The sequence below is a fragment of the Pseudomonas sp. TE3644 genome, assembly GCF_056278815.1.
In genome coordinates, this window is the sequence record NZ_JBWBQF010000001.1 from 6,305,327 (window position 1) to 6,321,606 (window position 16,280).

Genomic DNA, 16,280 nt, shown 5'->3' on the forward strand with positions numbered 1-16,280 from the left:
CGGCTTACTCCTGGCCCGCCAGGCGACGACGCGCCATCCAGCGCAGGCCACGCCACAGCAGGAAGGCAGTCAGCAGCACGCTGAGGGTGGCGATGCCGGCCAGCAGGATCGGGTGCTCGGACAGCTGGTACCACAACAGCAGCCACCACGGCAGGTGACCGACAAAGTACGGCTGGCCAACGAAGCTGCTGCTTACACCGCTGCTACGGATCAACGCCACGGAACCGGCTACCGACTCCATCTTGCCGCTGTCGGCCAGGGTGTCGCGCAGCAGCTGGTAATCAGCGTCATCGCTGGCCAGCAAGGCAACGATGCTGCGCTGTTCGTGGAAAGGCGACTGCATGCCGACGATGGCCGCGATCGGCGCCTGAGCGCTGACTTCCACACGGGTGGCGCCTTGCTCGTGGGTGCTGTCGAAGTGGCCGGCGCGCACCGATTTACCGCCATCCTGATTACCTGGGGTCAGCAGTGCGTCGCGGGTCTTGGACAGCACCAGGTTGGCATCATCGCCGTTGCCCACAGTGGCCGACAGGCCGCCGAACACCAGCAGGTCGTTATCGGCCTTGGCATCGTTCCAGTCATCGGACAGGCGCAGGCCGTAGGCCGGCAGGCCCGAGCGCGCGGAGATGCCGGCGATGGCTTCAAACAGGGTGCTCAGCTGTACCGGGGTGCTGTGCGACGGCACCATCACCAGGGTTTGCGACAGGTCGGCCATGCGCGTGAACGGGAAGCCGCCACGGGAGAAGGCACGCAGGTCGGGCATGGCGATGTAGTGGTAGTAGCCGGACATGTCCAGGATCGACTCTTCGTCGATCACCGCCTGGTTGTTCACCGGCAGCGTGGTCTGGCAATGATCACGCTGGGCGCTGCCGTAGGTGGAAGCGAAGTTGAAGTCAAAGCGCAGGGTATTGCGGTCGCCGATCTTCAGCGCCGGTACCAGCAGCTTGTCAGTGAGGTTGGCCGACTCATCGGCCATCACCGCCAGGCGCATCTGTTCCAGCTGGCTGGTGCTCTTGCTGCGCAGCGGCAGGCTGGTGATGAACTGGTTGTTGAGGCTGATGGTCAGGCTCGACGCGTCGTTGTCGGCCGGCGGCGTGTAGCGGAACTTGGTTTGCAGCGGGATACCCTGGTTGCGCCACACGAACAGGTCCGGCGGCAGGTTCACGTCCAGGGTGATGGAGCGCGGCAGCAGACCGTTGGCTTGCAGCTGCTCGGGGTATTTGATCAGCTCGGCGAAACGCACGGGGCCGTCGGTGCGCATCCAGTTGGGCGCGTCATAGGGCACGCGCGGCTTGATCTGCTGAACCTTGTCGATGGTCACGCGCGAGCCGCGCAGCAAGTCGCCGCCGGTGGCCAGGGCGCGGGCGGCCACGGCCAGGTCGTCGTCGTTGCGGCCCAGCACCAGCAGCACCTTGCTGTACGGGTCCTGGGGGTTGTCGATCATTTGCACCACGGGGGCGTCGACGTCGGGGAATTTCTGCTTGTCGGCCAGCAACGCCGGGCGGTGCTCGTTGGTCGCAAAGACAATCACCGGGCGCGCACGATGCTGCGGGTCGATGGCCGGCAGCTGGTCGAACTGCACCGGGAAACGCGCACCGCGCCATGCGGACTTGCTGCCGAAGTACGAAGCGAGGATACCGGCGGCACGTTGCTCGCCCAGGGTCGGCGCGTTGGCCAACACCAGGTCGATCGAGGGTTTGTCCTGGCCGCGGGTGTCGAAGAACGGCATAGGGAAATATGCCAAGTCGTTCTTCAGGGTTAGCGCCTGTTCCTGCAACTGGATCTGGCTGTCACGCCCCAGGCTCAGCCACAGCGCGCTGTTGGCGGGGTCTTCGCAGACGTCGGCGTAGTGCCCGACAAACTCCATGCGCACACGGTTGTAGTCGGCGATCAGGTGCGGGTCCAGGGCCACGCTCTGGGTGACGCGCTTGCCCAGCTGGTCCTTCTCGATCGGCACCACGCTCATCAGCACGTCGTTGAGGTAGATGCGCAGGTGCGAGACCTGTGGCAGCAGCGAGGGCGACGGGGTGTACTGCAGTTGCAGTTTGGCGTCGCTGGCGATGCGGTCGCGGCGCAGGCTGAATTCAACCTGGTCGCTGGTGTGGATGCCCAGCAACAGCGTGTCGGCCGGCCGCCCCAGTTGCACGAAGGTGTTGGCGCTGCTCCAGGTGGGCACGTTGTTGGCTGCTGCCACGGCAGGCGCGGTTGCCCCTGCATCGAGGCTGGCGGCCGCCTGGGAACAACCGATGGCCAGGAGCGCCAGGCTGGCAACGAGGGATTTGCTGAAGACGCGGCTCATGGTGCGCTCACTGGTAGAGAGGTGGAAATGGGGGTGGCTGCGGGGCGGCGCGGCAGGAAGCTGGCCAGCCAGCGCAACAGGTGCAGGGGTGGGCCGGCGATGCGCCGCACCCAGTTGGGCAGGTATTCGTACAGGCGGTAATAGCCCACGGCGCCCAGCTTGAGGATGTCCATGAAGCTTTGCAGCGGACGATCCGGGGTGAAGTTCTCGCCCCAGCCCAGCCAGGCATCGGCGCGGGCGAAGGTGCATTGCACAAAGTCGATCTTCTGCTGGCCGGTGAGGCCGTGCAGACGGATGCCGATCAGGTTCTGGTGGCTGCGGCCCACGTGGCCGTGGAACAGGAACTCGCGGTCGCCGCGTTGCAGCAGCAGCGAAATGCGCCCGCCGATGGGCAACGACACCGGCGTATCCAGCTCGATGCCGGCACCGCCGTCGGAATAGTCCACCAGCATGCCGGGGTAGCAATGGCCGTCTTCCAGGCGCACGGCGGCAGGCAGCTTGACCTGCACGCGGTGGGTCTGGCGCACCTGGCGCACTTCGGCGGCCACGGCCACGGCCGCGCCCACGATCAGCATGTTGTAGATCACCCACAGGCTGCTCACCAGCACCGTGAATATCTCGGTTTCGGGCCCGTAGCGCAGGCGCCACACGGCAAACCCCAGGCCGGCGACGTTGAGCAGCGCCAGCAGCAGGTACGGCTGGGCGATCTTCCAGTCGAACTGGTTGTCCTCCATCAGCCCGCCCTTGGCGGTCACGTTGAACTTGCCTTTCTTGGGGTTGAACAGCGCCACGGTAGTGGGCCGCGCGATGTACCAGGCCAGCACGGTCTCGTACACCTCGCCCCAGAACGTGTGGCGGTATTCGCCCTGCATGCGCGAGTTGGTCAGGCTGGCATGGATCATGTGCGGCATCACGTACAGCAGGATCATCGCCGCCGGGGCGTAGATGATGTAGGCGTGCAGCAGCAGGAAGGCCAGCGGCGCGGTGAGGAACACCAGGCGCGGCACGCCGGCCAGGAAGTGGATCATGGCGTTGGCGTAGCACACCCGCTGGAAGAAGCTCAGGCCGCGGCCCAACAGCGGGTTGTCGGTACGGAAGATCTGCGCCATGCCGCGTGCCCAGCGGATGCGCTGGCCGATGTGCGCGGACAGGCTCTCGGTGGCCAGGCCCGCTGCCTGTGGGATCTTGATGTAGGCCGAATTCCAGCCCTGGCGATGCAGGCGCAGTGCGGTGTGGGCGTCTTCGGTGACGGTCTCCACGGCGAAGCCGCCGATGGCCTCGATGGCCGTGCGCCGCAACACCGCGCACGAGCCGCAGAAGAACGCCGCGTTCCACATGTCGTTGCCGTCCTGCACCAGGCCGTAAAACAGCTCGCCCTCGTTGGGGCGCTGGCGGAACACGTTGAGGTTGCGTTCGAACGGGTCCGGCGACAGGAAGTGGTGCGGGGTCTGCACCAGCGCCAGTTTCGGGTCGCTGAGGAAGCCGCCCGTGGTCAGTTGCAGGAAGGAGCGCACCGGCACGTGGTCGCAGTCGAAGATGGCGATCAGCTCGCCGCTGATCAACTTCAGCGCGTGGTTGAGGTTACCGGCCTTGGCGTGGCGGTTGTCGGTACGGGCGATGTAGCCCACGCCGGCTTCGGCGGCAAACTGGCGGAAGCTCTCGCGCTTGCCGTCGTCGAGGATGTAGATGTTGAGCTTGTCCGCCGGCCAGTCCAGGCCCATGGCGGCGTAGACGGTGCTACGCACAATGGACAGGTCTTCGTTGTAGGTGGGGATCAGCAGGTCGACGCTGGGCCACAGGCTGATGTCGCGCGGCAGCGGCTTGGGCTTGCGGTTCAGCGGCCAGCAGGTCTGGATATAGCCCAGGATCAACACCAGCCAGGAATAGGTTTCGGCCACCAGCAGGATGGTGCCGCACGCCAGGTCCAGCGGCTGGTTCCAGTTGAGCGTGGCGGTGTAGCGCCACCACAGATAGCGGCAGGAGACGATCACCGACAGCACCACCATCAGCAGGGTGGGGAAACGCCCCGGCACCTTGCGCACCAGCATGGCGGACGCCCACAGCAGCAGGACGAAGACCGACTGCGCGGCGTAGCTGAAGGGTTCGGTGATGCACAACAGGGTCAGCAGCAGCGCTGCGGTGCCCACGGCCAGGTTGACGATACGCTGCCGACGGCGGCCCAGGCCTTTCCACCAGCGTGTGCTCTGGCGGATCTGTTCGCTGTTTTCGGCGCGTTGCGGCAGCTCCTCCAGCGCCCCGCCAACCCGTGACCACAGGCGCAGGTACAGGTTGCCCACGGCCTTGATCCAGCGCGGGGTGGTCAGGGTGCGGGCGCGCGGGCGCGCTGGCTTGACCAGCAGCAGCCACAGGCTTTGCACCAGGTAGCGCAAAGGGTCGCCCAGGCGTGGCGCCCGGCCGGCCACCTGCGGGTACCAGCGGTGGCGCTGGTCGAGCAGGTTGCGCCAATGCGACGCCTCCAGGCGCAGGCACGCCCAGGCCACAACGCACAGCGTCGACAGCAGCAGGGCCACTGGCGGCGCGCAGTCGTAGCGCTGGCGCAGCCGCGTGTAGGGGAAGATGCGGGCGATCATGCCGCCTCCCGACGCCGGGTCAGGCACCAGGTGGTCAGGCTGAGGATGTCCTGGGCCGCCAGGCTGGCATGGGCGTAGGCGCCAACCGGCTTCTTGAAGGCCAGGGCCTCGCGCACGGCTTCGTCCAGGTGGATGTTCAGCGGCAGCAAGCGCTCGCCGTACTGCTTGCGCCAGATCAGCAAAAGGTCGCGCTGCAACTGGCTGCCGGCGTCGTAGCGATTGATCAGCAGGTGTTCTTCATGGGCTTCCTGCTGTTGCAGCAATACGTGGCAGGCAGCATCGGCCTCGATCACTTGCAGACGCAGGGCGCACGGGCCGACGCGGGCGTGGCCCGGCAGGCGCAGCGGTACATCGAACAGAATCCAGTCGAACTGCGCCGCCAGGCTGGCCTGGCGGCGGCGCCACAGTTCGGGTTCATTGCGCAGGCGCTGTTCCACCTGATCCTGCTCGGCGTACTTCAGGCGGCCATAGGGCAGCAGGCTAAGCCCGGGCTGCACTTCCCAGGCCTGGTCCTGCCATGGCTGGCCATCGACCATGGCCCGCGCCCAACCGGCGCGCTCGTTGGCACCGACGTTGAAATGCAGGCGCAGCAGGTTTTCGGGGCACATGTCCACCAGCAGCACGCGCTCGCCCAGGCTGTGCAAGGCATGGCCAGTGGCAGCCAGCAGCGACGTGGTCCCCGTGCCACCGCGCAGGCCGCGCAGGCTCAGGGCTGTCACGACAGCATCTCCAGCTCGGATTTGCGGGCCGGCGGCAGCACCTTGGGTTGCAGGCGCTCCATTTCCGCCAGCAACGGCCAGCGGTGCAGCGCCTTCTGCAGTTCCAGCTGCGCGGAGATGTCCACGTAGTCCAACTCAGGCAGTTCAAGCTCTTGCTTCAGGCGGGCGATGTCGTCGGCGCGATCGGCCCGCGACTGTACCTTGCCCTTTACTTGAAGCGCTGTGGATACGGGAGCCATTGGCCTTTCTCCTTGATACGCACATAAGGTTTGCCGGCGTAGTCGACGACCACGGTGCCGGCGTTTTCCGAGACGGCTGCGGTTTGCGGCAGGTCGGTGAGCAGGGTCTGCCAGTCGGGGGCCATGCCCGCGCCCTGGGGTTGGGCGGTGTACAGGCGGCTGATGATTTCCGACAGCGCCAGGAAGCTGCTGGGCGCGGTGACGTGCAGCGGCTCGGTGCCCGGGTTGCTGCCCATGTTCACCAGCTTGATGCCCACGGGGACGTGAGTGATCGAGGGGCTGGGGATCTCGCGCATGCCGGATATCTGCATGCGGTCGCCGTGCAGGGCGGCGCCGTGCTCGGGCACGATCACCACCACCACGCGGCGGCCGCTGTCCTGCAACTGCTTGATGAAGCCGGTCAGATCGTCGATCAGGCCCTGGGCACGCGGCTTGTAGTCGGCGCTCTTGGTACCGCCATCAGCGGTCAACGCGCGGTTGCCGTCATGCAGGGTGGTGGTGTTGTAGAACAGCGCCACGCGGTCGCCCTTCTCGTCCATGCGGTGCTTCCACCAACTGGACAGCACCTGGCCGTCGCGCAGGATGGGCGAGCCGTCAAAGCCCACCAGTGCCCGCGGCAGGTTGCTGGTGCTGATGGCCGGCGGCGGCAAGGCGCCCTGGGCGCGCACTTCGTCGAGGAAGCCTTCGAACTGGCCGGTGTGGTTGAGCATCACTTCGTCGCCGAAGCCGAGCTTTTTCAGGTCGTCCATCAACATGCACTGCTCGGGCGCGGTGCCGTAGAGCTTGCTGTGCGGGGTCTGACCGCAACTGGCGCGCAGCAGGCGGATAGCCGCCGGGCCGCTGTAGCTGGTGGCCGAGTTGAAGTTGTCGAACACCACGTCCATTTGCTGGAACAGTGCGTTGTCGCGCAGGCCCACGGCGTCCAGGTCGTCCCAGGCCATGGAGCAGATGTTGATCAGCAGCAGGTCGAACGGCTGCGCGGCCGAGGTCGAAGGCTTGAACTCCACTTGGCGTGTGGCTTCGGTGGCGTAGAACTTCTGCAGGTAGGCTTCCAGGGTGGCGTTGTCCGGGTCGCCGGCCGGCGCTGCCGCCACGCCATTGGCCGAAACGGCCGCCACGGGGGCCGCGCTGGGGTGCATGGCCAGCACGCTGGCGCTGGCCAGCCAGGCCAGGCCCAGCACGCTGACAGTGGTCAGGCGCAGCCAGTGGCGCACGAATGCGTACACCACGATCAGAATCCCCAGTACCGCGCACAGGTTCCAGTCAATGAAGCGACCTACCAATTCCAGCAGGTAGGCGCCGGTAAAATTCAGCACGTCGGGCTGGTCCAGCAGGCGGCTGAACGGCGGCAGCCAGGTGTCCTGGTACAACAGCGCCACGCCCACCGGGATCGCGATCACGGTGCGCAGCACGCGCAGGTATTTGTGCGGCAACGGCAGCAACAAGGCAGCAGCAAAGACCACGTTGGGCAGCACCTGGAAATTCAGGTAACCGGTCCACACCAGGGCGAACTTGAGGATGAAATACAGGTTCCACAGGCCCAGCCCTGGCCAGGCAGCGCGCACGCGCGGCGGGGTGATGACTTCAAACTGGCTCATGAGGCTCGCTCTTCACGGGCGCGCGGCGGCGCACACCACGGGGTTTCAGGTAACGCGGGGGCAACAGGGCCTGGACCGTCGCCCGCACATGACGGCCGAAGCGCATCAGGGTGACGATCACGGCCAGGGTCAGCAGGCTGGTCAGGCCGATCACCTGCAGCAGGTCGGAATAACTCATGGGCAGGTCTCGGCGATGGTCAACGTGACGCGCTTGGGTGCGTAGGCGCCGTGGTCGGCGGCTTCGGCTGAGCTGCCGGCCACGCGTTCCTCGGCCAGGTGGAAGCTGGGCGGCAGTTCGGCGGCGTTCATGAAAGTGTCGCGGGGCAAGGCGTCCACCCCGGGCAGAATCTTGAAATCGCTGAACAGGTCACGCCACGACAGCCGGCAGATATTGCCCAGCGCCGGCTCCAGGCCGTCGGCGCGGCAGGCGAACAGGAACAGGTAGAAATGCCCTTCCACCACGCACGCCAGGTCGCCGAAGCGGCGCAGGCTGATCTGGTTGAGGTACTGTTCGATGCCGATGTCGCCACGGGGACGCAGCTTCAATAGCTGATGGCTGATTTCACCCGAAGCGCCGCCGTAAATACGGGTAACGGTGGTCAGGAATTCGGCAGGCATCATCAGGCCGCGCTCGGCCGGCGGCCGCAGGCGCTCGAACAGCGACTGGAAATCGGTCTTGCGGCTGTGGCGCCAGGTCTGGCCCTGCACGCTGTCGATGATGCTGAAGAAGTACGCCAGGGTGGTGCCGTAGGGCACGGTGATGTTGGCGCCACAGGACACCAGCAGGCGTTCGTCGCGGTAGCGCAGGCAGGGTTCGATTTCCCGCACGATGATTTTCAGGCTGCTGCCGCAGCGCTCTCGCAGCGCGTACAGCTGGCGCGCCAGGCCTTCCACTTGCTGGTTGCTGTCGATGGCCACGATCACACTGGCGGCGCGGGCCTGGCGGGCCTGCAACAGCAGGTCGTCACGCTCTTCGAACAGACGCCATTGGTCCGACAGTGCAGGCGAGCCCTCCAGCACCGAACGCTGGGTGAGGTAAATGCGCTGGTCGTCGGTATGGGTCAACTGCGGCCCGGCCTGCTCGCTGGCCGTCAGGGCGAAACCATGCTCGCCCTCCTCCACTTCGAATTCCTGGCCGCTGCACACGCCCAGCTCGCTGTGCCAGTAGTGCAATTGGTAGCGGGTGCCGCCGTCGCGACGGTACAGCTGGGCCAGGCCCGACAGGGTTTCGTTCAGACGCAGCAGGCGATCGTGCAGCGCCGGGGACTGGCCGTGGCTGATCACCAGCAGGGTCGATTGCCGCTGCGCCAGCCATTGCCCGACGCTCTCGCACCAGTGACGCAGACCGGGGGCGGCCTCGCTTTCCCAGGCGCTGATGGGCAGCATCAGTACGATGACGCTACCGTCGGCCTTGACGCTGCGGTTCAGCTCGCTGATCAGGGCTTTGAGGGTCAGGCCGATGTCGGCCTGGGAAATGTCGAACAGGCCCAGTTCGCCCGGGCCGGCATCGGCGGCCAGCGTGTCGGCCAGCGCGCGGCTGTCGTGACCGCAGCACAGCAGGTTTGCGCGAGCCTGCTCCGGCATGGCGGCCAGGCACTGGCCAGCCAGCACGGCAGCATCGGCGGCCTGGTCGGCGGCTATCCAATAAAGGCCGCCTTGACGCAACACCATCTGCTCGTCACGAAGCTGACCAATCGCCAAAGTAAGTCGGTTCAACGCAATCCCCCCGGGAACACAAACCACGCACTCGGAAAAACCCGGGAGCGTGTCGAGAGGGTGTCGTTTTTCCACCCATATCAGCGTTCGCCCGCAGTAACGGCGGGGGGCTTCAGGGCAAATGGAAGAACAGGTAAGAGCACTGCGGTGCCGAAATCCCCGAATGCTCGGGGCGGGGGGCAGGTCAATGCCGGAAAGAAAGGCAGCTTGTTTAACCCGCGCCCTTCAGTGCTTGCCGGACTCCTCTTTTCCTCGGCAAACAGGGCGCCATTATTCTGATAGCGCGAGAGGTGTCAATGAATAGTTAGACCTCGCCGCGATTAATTCATGAATGGTTATCGCCAAAGATACAAATGCAGTTGTTGGCCTGATATTCGCAATCAGCTTCTCTCTAACTCGCCTATGCTGCTTTCTTAAATGTCACCGTTATTGCAAGGAGGCCTCATGTATTACGTGCAGCGAAATACACATGGTCAGCTGATTCGCGTGGAAGACTCCTCTTACCCCGAAGCCGATGAGGCTCTGGCACCCGACCACCCGGAGATCAAGGCCTGGTATGCGCGCAGCACCATCGAGGGGCGTCTGCACCAGTTGCGTCAGAGCGACCTGGACATGATCCGCGTGCTGGATGACTTGATTCAGGTGCTGACCAGCACCGGCGTGATCCGCATCACCGACCTGCCGGCGGCGGCGTTGGCCAAGCTCAAGCAGCGTGATGAAGCGCGCGAGCAGTTGGGCGGGTTGGACAACTTGCTGGATGATCGTGACAACAACCTGATTTGACACACAGACCTGTAGCCGCCGCCGACAGGCTGCGCTGGCCCTTCGCCCCGCTGAACATGTGCCGTGTAATGAGAGGCCAGCGCAGCCTTCGGCAGCGGCTACAGGATAAATGAACACATCTCGGAAATGAAAAAGGGCCCCGCAGGGCCCTTTTTTTCGCGCTAACGCTTATGGATTGACGCTGTCTTTCAGAAATTTGCCCGGCTTGAACGCCACGGTGTTGCTGGCCTTGATTTTCACCGGCTCACCGGTCTGCGGGTTTTTGCCAGTGCGGGCACCACGATGGCGCTGCAGGAAAGTGCCGAAACCCACCAGGGTGACGCTGTCTTTCTTGTGCAGGGCATTGGTGATTTCTTCCAGGACCGCATTAAGTACGCGGTTGGCCTGTTCTTTGGTCAGGTCAGCTTTTTCAGCAATAGCGGCGGCAAGTTCTGGTTTGCGCATAGTGAAGCCCCTTTGACGGATTTTTTGTTGTTATGCCCGTGCTGTTCATCCAAAACAGCGCCTAAGGCGCCGCAGGCTCTACGCTGCGGCAGACCGAGTGAGAATGGCACGCCGCAACAGGCTGCGCCAGTCTCCACCCCCCGTTTCCAAGGCCAAAAATCGGGTTATTCCGACAGAAAGACGGTTATTTACGCCAGCAATGCCGGCAGCAGCTTGTTGAGCGCCAGTTTTTCGCTCACCGCCGCGCCTGTCAGGGCATAACCCAGCACATTCCCGGCTGAATCACGGCATACGGCCTTGACGTCAGCCCCCTGCCCTTCGACCTGCCACTGCCCTTCCAGGCCGCGTGGCACCGGCGACACCACCAAGGGGCAAACCGGGGTTTTGACAGTGATGGGCATAGGCCCGTAACTGACCTGCGTCGGGTTGCCGGCCAGGGTCTGGGCCAAGGCGCGCGCGCAGCTCATCAGCGGCATCACGTACAGCAGGTTGAGGCCGTCCACCTCGGCGCAGTCGCCCAGGGCATAGATATTGGCGTGCGAGGTCTTGAGCTGGCGGTCCACTACCACGCCGCGGTTGATCAGCAGGCCAGCAGCCGCAGCCAAGTCCACCCGCGGGCGCAAGCCGATGGCCGACACCACAAGGTCGCAGGCCAGCACCGTGCCGTCGGACAGATGTGCCTCCAGGCCCGCCGCCACGCGCTGCAGACGGTTGAGCACCGGGCCCAGATGGAACCGCGCGCCCAGGCCTTCCAGCCCCGCCTGCACGGCGGCCGCGGCGGCCGGGTGCAACAGCGTCGGCATCACCTGCTCGCACGGCGCCACCAGTTCAACTTCATAGCCGCCCTGGATCAGGTCATTGGCGAATTCGCAGCCGATCAGGCCAGCACCCAGCAGCAATACGCGTTTCTTGCCTTGGGCGGCGGCACGGAAACGTGCGTAATCTTCCAGGTCATTGATGGGAAACACGGCATCGCCCGCATCCCCTTGCACCGGCACGGTCACCGTCTGCGCGCCCCAGGCCAGGATCAGGTCGCGATAGGGCACCGCTTCCTCGCCGATCCACAGCTGGTTGTGGCCGGGATCAATACCGGTCACCCGCGTGTGCGTGCGGATCTCGGCCTTGAGCTGGTCGGCCATGGCACCCGGTTCGGCCATGCTCAGGCCATCGGCGTCCTTGTTCTTGCCAAAGCCGGTGGACAGCATGGGCTTGGAGTACGAACGACCGTCATCTGCGGTGATCAACAACAACGGCGTTTCGCCGTCCAGCTTGCGAAACTCCCGCGCCAGGTTATAGCCGGCCAGGCCAGTGCCTACGATCACCACAGGTGCTGTCATTTGTCTGCTTCCTTGTTATTTGAAGAGTCGATCAGGCGATTTCGATCATCTCGAAATCCATTTTTCCTACGCCGCAGTCCGGGCACAGCCAGTCTTCGGGTACGTCTTCCCAGCGGGTACCGGGGGCGATGTCATCGTCCGGCCAGCCGTCGGCCTCGTTGTAGATAAGACCGCAAACCACGCACTGCCACTTTTTCATGTAACGATTTCCTCGATGCTCAGGCCATAGGCACGGTCGGTCGATGGTTGCTGCGCTGCCGACCTGCTCAGCGGGTTTTGTACTGGTGGTTGTGCACAGATGCAAGCGCCAATGCATGCTAAGCTCGGCGGCTCACTTGCTTGCAGACAGCTGCTTACCGTGACACATCCCTTGCCTTGCGACACCGCGCCCGCCTGGTTGGCGCAGGCGCCAGCCGATGCCACTGCCCTCACCTGCGACTGGTTGTTCGACCAGGGCTCGCTGACCCGCCGCCTGACCCGCCTGTCCCACGACCACTTCAGCGTCACCCCCTTGCACGAGCAATGGCAGGTATTGCGCGCCGATGAATGCCAGGCCCTGGGCCTGGCCGATGGCAGCACCGGCTGGGTGCGCGAGGTGTACCTGCGCGGCCACGGCACGCCGTGGGTATTCGCCCGCAGCGTGGCCGGGCGCCAGGCGCTGGAGACCGATGGCCTGGCGCTGGAGGCCTTGGGCACGCGCTCACTGGGCGAGCTGCTGTTCACCACCCCGGCCTTCGCACGCCAGCCCATCGAGGTGTGCCGCTACCCGGCCGCCTGGCTGCCGGCCGATCAGGCGTGCGACGGCCTGTGGGGCCGCCGCTCGCGCTTTGACCGTGGGGGTTTGCGCGTGCTGGTGGCCGAAGTGTTCCTGCCGAGCCTGTGGCCGGTCGCTCAATTGGATGCGGAGAATCCTTGATGTACCAACGCCTGCTCAAATCCCTCAACCGTTTGCATCCGCGCGCCTGGGACTTTGTCCAGCTGACGCGCATGGACAAGCCCATCGGCATCTACCTGCTGCTGTGGCCGACGCTGTGGGCGCTGTGGGTGGCGGGTGAAGGCAAGCCTTCGCTGGCCAATGTGCTGATCTTCGTACTGGGCGTGGTGCTGATGCGCGGTGCCGGCTGCGTGATCAACGATTTTGCCGACCGCAAGGTGGATGGCCACGTGAAGCGCACCGAGCAACGCCCGCTGGTCAGCGGCCGCATCAGTTCGCGCGAGGCACTGGTGTTCTTCGCCGTGCTGATCGCGGCCAGCTTCGCGTTGGTGCTGTGCACCAACGCCACCACCATCGGCCTGTCGTTCGGCGGCTTGCTGCTGGCGGCCACCTACCCGTTCATGAAGCGCTACACCTATTACCCCCAGGTGGTGCTGGGCGCCGCGTTTTCCTGGGGCATGCCCATGGCCTTCACCGCCGAGACCGGGCACCTGCCGATGGCGGCCTGGCTGTTGTACATCGCCAACCTGCTGTGGACGGTGGCCTATGACACCTACTACGCCATGACGGACCGTGACGATGACCTGCGCATAGGCGTGAAGTCCACGGCCATCCTGTTTGGCGATGCTGACCGCCTGATCATCGTGATTTTGCAGGGGTTGGCGCTGGTGTGCCTGCTGTTGGCGGGCGTGCAGTTCAAGCTGGGGGGGTGGTTCCACCTAGGGTTGCTGGGGGCGGCGGCGTGCTTTGCGTGGCAATGGCACAGCACCCGTGATCGCGAACGCATGAAGTGCTTCAAGGCGTTTTTGCACAACCACTGGGCGGGCTTGGCGATTTTTGTCGGCATCGTCGCCGATTACGCCCTGCGGTAAAGACTCAATTATTGTGGGAGCGGGCTCTGCCCGCGAAAATGGCACCGCAGGGCGTCTGGCCCACCGCGGTGTTCTTTTCGCGGGCAGAGCCCGCTCCCACTGATCGCAGGTGGCGGGTACGCGCTATCAATCAGCGTCAGCGTCAGCGGGCACTACGTGCCATACGTCCATCTTGCCGTCACCCATCTTGTCACCGGCCTTCTTGTCCATCTTGAAGGTGTACAGCGGCTTGCCGCCGAACGCCCATTGCATCTTGCCGTCATCACGCTTGACCACGGTCCAGTCACCGTCGTCCTTGGCGCCACTTGCAGCCATCAGCGGTGGCCAGTTCTCGGCGCACTTGTCATTGCAGTTGGATTTACCGTCGGCATCCTTGTCATAGGTGTACAGGGTCATGCCGTGGTGATCCACCATCATGCCGTCCTTGGCCATGGCAGGTTCAGCCGCCTGGGACAGCATGGGCGCCGCGAGTGCGAAGGCACCCACCAAGGCCATCCAGTTCAGCGTATGTCGTGTCATTGGATTTACCTCTTGTTATTCGTGGTAACGGAATTTCAGCTTAGCCCAGGCCCCGGAACTTGGTAGGCTAGCGGCAACCTGTCACACGACTGCAATAATTCCGTTATCTAATGCGCCCCAAGACACTTCAATGAAAAGAGGTTTGAGCATGGTTGGCAGGAACATTCTGATCGTTGACGACGAAGCGCCCATTCGCGAAATGATCGCCGTCGCATTGGAAATGGCTGGCTATGACTGCCTCGAAGCAGAAAACTCCCAGCAAGCCCATGCCATCATCGTCGACCGCAAACCTGACCTGATCCTGCTCGACTGGATGCTGCCCGGCACCTCGGGTATCGAACTGGCGCGGCGCCTGAAGCGCGACGAGCTGACCGGCGACATCCCGATCATCATGCTCACCGCCAAGGGTGAGGAAGACAACAAGATACAGGGCCTTGAAGTGGGCGCCGACGATTACATCACCAAGCCCTTCTCGCCTCGCGAACTGGTAGCGCGCCTCAAAGCCGTACTGCGCCGCGCCGGCCCCAGCGACGGCGAGGCCCCGATCGAAGTCGGCGGCCTGCTGCTGGACCCCATCAGCCACCGCGTAACCATTGATGGCCGCCCGGCGGAAATGGGCCCTACCGAATACCGGCTGCTGCAGTTCTTCATGACCCACCAGGAGCGCGCCTACACCCGCGGCCAGTTGCTGGACCAGGTGTGGGGCGGCAACGTCTATGTCGAGGAGCGTACCGTCGATGTGCATATCCGCCGCCTGCGCAAGGCCCTCGGCATCGCCTACGAGAATCTGGTACAAACCGTGCGCGGCACCGGCTACCGCTTTTCCACCAAGAGCTGAAGCCCCCTCGCCCGGCAATTACTCGAAAGGACGCGACGTTAATTGAACCAGAACTGGCACAGCATCCTGATCAGGCACATGCTGATATTGATCACGCTTTGCCTGCTGGCCGGGCTGATCAGTGGCTACTACGGCTGGTGTCTGGCCGTTGGCCTGGGTCTGTACCTGGCCTGGACGCTCAAGCAACTGCTGCGCCTGCATCATTGGCTCAACAAGCACCAACCCGACGAAGCACCGCCCGATGGCACCGGCCTGTGGGGCGATGTATTCGACAGCATCTACCACCTGCAACGCCGCGACCAGCGCGTGCGGGGGCGCCTGCAAGCGGTGATCGACCGGGTGCAGGAGTCCACGGCGGCCCTGCGTGACGCGGTGATCATGCTCGACAGCGACGGCAACCTGGAATGGTGGAACCGCGCTGCCGAGACCCTGCTGGGCCTCAAGACGCCCCAGGACAGCGGCCAGCCAGTCACCAACCTGGTGCGCCACCCGCGCTTCAAGGAATACTTCGAGGCTGAAAACTACGCCGAGCCGCTGGAAATCCCCTCACCCGCCAATGACCGCATGCGCGTGCAGATGCTGATCACCCGCTACGGCAACAACGAGCACCTGATGCTGGTGCGCGACGTGACCCGCATCCACCAGCTGGAACAGATGCGCAAAGACTTCATCGCCAACGTCTCCCACGAGCTGCGCACCCCGCTGACGGTGATCAGCGGCTACCTGGAGACGCTGCTGGACAACGTCGAGCAGGTCAACCCGCGCTGGACCCGCGCCCTTCAACAGATGCAACAACAGGGCGGGCGCATGCAGACCCTGCTCAACGACCTGCTGTTGCTGGCCAAGCTGGAAGCCACCGACTACCCCTCCGACACCCAGCCGGTGGCCGTCTACGCGCTGCTGCAGTCGATCAAGAGTGACGCCCAGGCCCTGTCCGGCCAACGCAACCAGCGCATCACCCTGGAGGCCGACGACAGCATCCGTCTCAAGGGCAGCGAATCGGAGCTGCGCAGCGCCTTTTCCAACCTGATCTTCAACGCAGTGAAATACACCCCGGCCGAGGGCAATATCCATATTCGCTGGTGGGGCGACGGCAAAATGGGCTTCATGAGCGTGCAGGACTCGGGCATCGGCATCGACGCCAAGCACCTGCCGCGCCTGACCGAACGCTTCTACCGCGTGGATTCCAGCCGGGCCTCGGCGACGGGCGGCACCGGCCTGGGCCTGGCCATCGTCAAGCACGTGCTATTGCGCCACCGCGGGCATCTGGAGATCAGCAGCACACCCGGCCAGGGCAGCACTTTCACCTGCATTTTCGCCCCCCAGCAGTTGGTGGTGCAGGCCGCCGGGCAAAAAGTGCTCTAGGCAAGCGCCCGCTCAGCCGCTACATT

General features: G+C 64.4%; 16 protein-coding genes. 5 read left to right on the top strand and 11 right to left on the bottom strand.

All coding sequences use genetic code 11. The features are described 5' to 3' along the window. Positions 1-4: 4 nt before the first annotated feature. The 7 genes from bcsB to ACZ9GA_RS28015 are packed head-to-tail and all read right to left on the bottom strand — an operon-like array spanning position 5 to position 9,162. Entirely contained in the window at positions 5-2,299 is a 2,295-nt protein-coding gene (gene bcsB / locus ACZ9GA_RS27985) for a cellulose biosynthesis cyclic di-GMP-binding regulatory protein BcsB (protein ID WP_457359188.1), read from the bottom strand. Continuing rightward, positions 2,296-4,890 carry a UDP-forming cellulose synthase catalytic subunit gene (gene bcsA, locus ACZ9GA_RS27990; RefSeq protein ID WP_457359187.1) on the bottom strand — a complete coding sequence of 865 codons (2,595 nt, stop codon included), beginning with the start codon at positions 4,888-4,890 and terminating at the stop codon, positions 2,296-2,298. The genes bcsB and bcsA overlap by 4 nt, the downstream gene beginning before the upstream one ends. After that, the gene (bcsQ, locus tag ACZ9GA_RS27995) at positions 4,887-5,609 is read right to left on the bottom strand and encodes a cellulose biosynthesis protein BcsQ (RefSeq protein ID WP_457359185.1); all 723 of its coding nucleotides are present in this window, start codon (positions 5,607-5,609) and stop codon (positions 4,887-4,889) included. Before bcsQ ends, bcsA begins: the two co-directional genes overlap by 4 nt. Beyond that, positions 5,606-5,848, bottom strand: a complete 243-nt coding sequence (gene bcsR, locus ACZ9GA_RS28000) for a cellulose biosynthesis protein BcsR (protein ID WP_457359183.1) — start codon at positions 5,846-5,848, stop codon at positions 5,606-5,608. The genes bcsQ and bcsR overlap by 4 nt, the downstream gene beginning before the upstream one ends. After that, positions 5,818-7,446, bottom strand: a complete 1,629-nt coding sequence (gene bcsG / locus ACZ9GA_RS28005; RefSeq protein ID WP_051373756.1) for a cellulose biosynthesis protein BcsG — start codon at positions 7,444-7,446, stop codon at positions 5,818-5,820. The genes bcsR and bcsG overlap by 31 nt, the downstream gene beginning before the upstream one ends. Then, positions 7,433-7,624, bottom strand: coding sequence for a cellulose biosynthesis protein BcsF (bcsF, locus tag ACZ9GA_RS28010; protein ID WP_457359181.1), 192 nt, complete (start codon positions 7,622-7,624; stop codon positions 7,433-7,435). Before bcsF ends, bcsG begins: the two co-directional genes overlap by 14 nt. Further along, complete coding sequence (locus tag ACZ9GA_RS28015) at positions 7,621-9,162, bottom strand: BcsE family c-di-GMP-binding protein (protein WP_457359180.1); 1,542 nt, start codon at positions 9,160-9,162, stop codon at positions 7,621-7,623. The genes bcsF and ACZ9GA_RS28015 overlap by 4 nt, the downstream gene beginning before the upstream one ends. A 444-nt stretch (positions 9,163-9,606) precedes the next feature. Between ACZ9GA_RS28015 and ACZ9GA_RS28020 the strand changes: the two genes are divergently transcribed. Continuing rightward, positions 9,607-9,945, top strand: coding sequence for a tryptophan synthase subunit beta (locus ACZ9GA_RS28020; protein ID WP_457359178.1), 339 nt, complete (start codon positions 9,607-9,609; stop codon positions 9,943-9,945). A gap of 168 nt (positions 9,946-10,113) precedes the next feature. Here ACZ9GA_RS28020 and ACZ9GA_RS28025 read toward each other — a convergent pair whose 3' ends face one another. The 3 genes from ACZ9GA_RS28025 to ACZ9GA_RS28035 form a co-directional block, all read right to left on the bottom strand. Further along, on the bottom strand, positions 10,114-10,389 hold the full coding sequence (locus ACZ9GA_RS28025; RefSeq protein ID WP_008366879.1) for an HU family DNA-binding protein: 276 nt from the start codon (positions 10,387-10,389) through the stop codon (positions 10,114-10,116). A 188-nt stretch (positions 10,390-10,577) separates the two neighbouring features. Next, positions 10,578-11,726 carry an NAD(P)/FAD-dependent oxidoreductase gene (locus tag ACZ9GA_RS28030; RefSeq protein ID WP_457359176.1) on the bottom strand — a complete coding sequence of 383 codons (1,149 nt, stop codon included), beginning with the start codon at positions 11,724-11,726 and terminating at the stop codon, positions 10,578-10,580. A gap of 31 nt (positions 11,727-11,757) precedes the next feature. Further along, on the bottom strand, positions 11,758-11,925 hold the full coding sequence (locus ACZ9GA_RS28035; protein ID WP_027980829.1) for a rubredoxin: 168 nt from the start codon (positions 11,923-11,925) through the stop codon (positions 11,758-11,760). Between the two features lie 159 nt (positions 11,926-12,084). Between ACZ9GA_RS28035 and ACZ9GA_RS28040 the strand changes: the two genes are divergently transcribed. Together ACZ9GA_RS28040 and ubiA are read left to right on the top strand one after the other, a co-directional pair. After that, positions 12,085-12,642 carry a chorismate--pyruvate lyase family protein gene (locus ACZ9GA_RS28040; protein ID WP_457359174.1) on the top strand — a complete coding sequence of 186 codons (558 nt, stop codon included), beginning with the start codon at positions 12,085-12,087 and terminating at the stop codon, positions 12,640-12,642. Further along, positions 12,642-13,532, top strand: a complete 891-nt coding sequence (gene ubiA, locus ACZ9GA_RS28045; protein ID WP_457359173.1) for a 4-hydroxybenzoate octaprenyltransferase — start codon at positions 12,642-12,644, stop codon at positions 13,530-13,532. Before ACZ9GA_RS28040 ends, ubiA begins: the two co-directional genes overlap by 1 nt. Positions 13,533-13,658: 126 nt before the next feature. Here the strand turns inward: ubiA and ACZ9GA_RS28050 are convergent, their stop codons facing one another. Next, positions 13,659-14,051: a COG4315 family predicted lipoprotein gene (locus ACZ9GA_RS28050; protein WP_457359171.1), complete on the bottom strand. Its 393-nt coding sequence runs from the start codon at positions 14,049-14,051 to the stop codon at positions 13,659-13,661. A 148-nt stretch (positions 14,052-14,199) separates the two neighbouring features. Between ACZ9GA_RS28050 and phoB the strand changes: the two genes are divergently transcribed. Together phoB and phoR are read left to right on the top strand one after the other, a co-directional pair. Continuing rightward, on the top strand, positions 14,200-14,889 hold the full coding sequence (gene phoB, locus ACZ9GA_RS28055) for a phosphate regulon transcriptional regulator PhoB (protein WP_008366891.1): 690 nt from the start codon (positions 14,200-14,202) through the stop codon (positions 14,887-14,889). A gap of 78 nt (positions 14,890-14,967) precedes the next feature. Then, entirely contained in the window at positions 14,968-16,254 is a 1,287-nt protein-coding gene (gene phoR / locus ACZ9GA_RS28060; protein WP_457359169.1) for a phosphate regulon sensor histidine kinase PhoR, read from the top strand. The last annotated feature ends 26 nt before the right edge of the window (positions 16,255-16,280 follow it).

What these genes read in the sequence shown, in the direction of transcription:
- bcsB (WP_457359188.1), bottom strand. Translation starts at nt 2,299, where the DNA reads ATGAGCCGCGTCTTCAGCAAATCCCTCGTTGCCAGCCTGGCGCTCCTG.
- bcsA (WP_457359187.1), bottom strand. Translation starts at nt 4,890, where the DNA reads ATGATCGCCCGCATCTTCCCCTACACGCGGCTGCGCCAGCGCTACGAC.
- bcsR (WP_457359183.1), bottom strand. Translation starts at nt 5,848, where the DNA reads ATGGCTCCCGTATCCACAGCGCTTCAAGTAAAGGGCAAGGTACAGTCG.
- bcsG (WP_051373756.1), bottom strand. Translation starts at nt 7,446, where the DNA reads ATGAGCCAGTTTGAAGTCATCACCCCGCCGCGCGTGCGCGCTGCCTGG.
- bcsF (WP_457359181.1), bottom strand. Translation starts at nt 7,624, where the DNA reads ATGAGTTATTCCGACCTGCTGCAGGTGATCGGCCTGACCAGCCTGCTG.
- ACZ9GA_RS28020 (WP_457359178.1), top strand. Translation starts at nt 9,607, where the DNA reads ATGTATTACGTGCAGCGAAATACACATGGTCAGCTGATTCGCGTGGAA.
- ACZ9GA_RS28025 (WP_008366879.1), bottom strand. Translation starts at nt 10,389, where the DNA reads ATGCGCAAACCAGAACTTGCCGCCGCTATTGCTGAAAAAGCTGACCTG.
- ACZ9GA_RS28030 (WP_457359176.1), bottom strand. Translation starts at nt 11,726, where the DNA reads ATGACAGCACCTGTGGTGATCGTAGGCACTGGCCTGGCCGGCTATAAC.
- ACZ9GA_RS28035 (WP_027980829.1), bottom strand. Translation starts at nt 11,925, where the DNA reads ATGAAAAAGTGGCAGTGCGTGGTTTGCGGTCTTATCTACAACGAGGCC.
- ubiA (WP_457359173.1), top strand. Translation starts at nt 12,642, where the DNA reads ATGTACCAACGCCTGCTCAAATCCCTCAACCGTTTGCATCCGCGCGCC.
- ACZ9GA_RS28050 (WP_457359171.1), bottom strand. Translation starts at nt 14,051, where the DNA reads ATGACACGACATACGCTGAACTGGATGGCCTTGGTGGGTGCCTTCGCA.
- phoB (WP_008366891.1), top strand. Translation starts at nt 14,200, where the DNA reads ATGGTTGGCAGGAACATTCTGATCGTTGACGACGAAGCGCCCATTCGC.
- phoR (WP_457359169.1), top strand. Translation starts at nt 14,968, where the DNA reads ATGCTGATATTGATCACGCTTTGCCTGCTGGCCGGGCTGATCAGTGGC.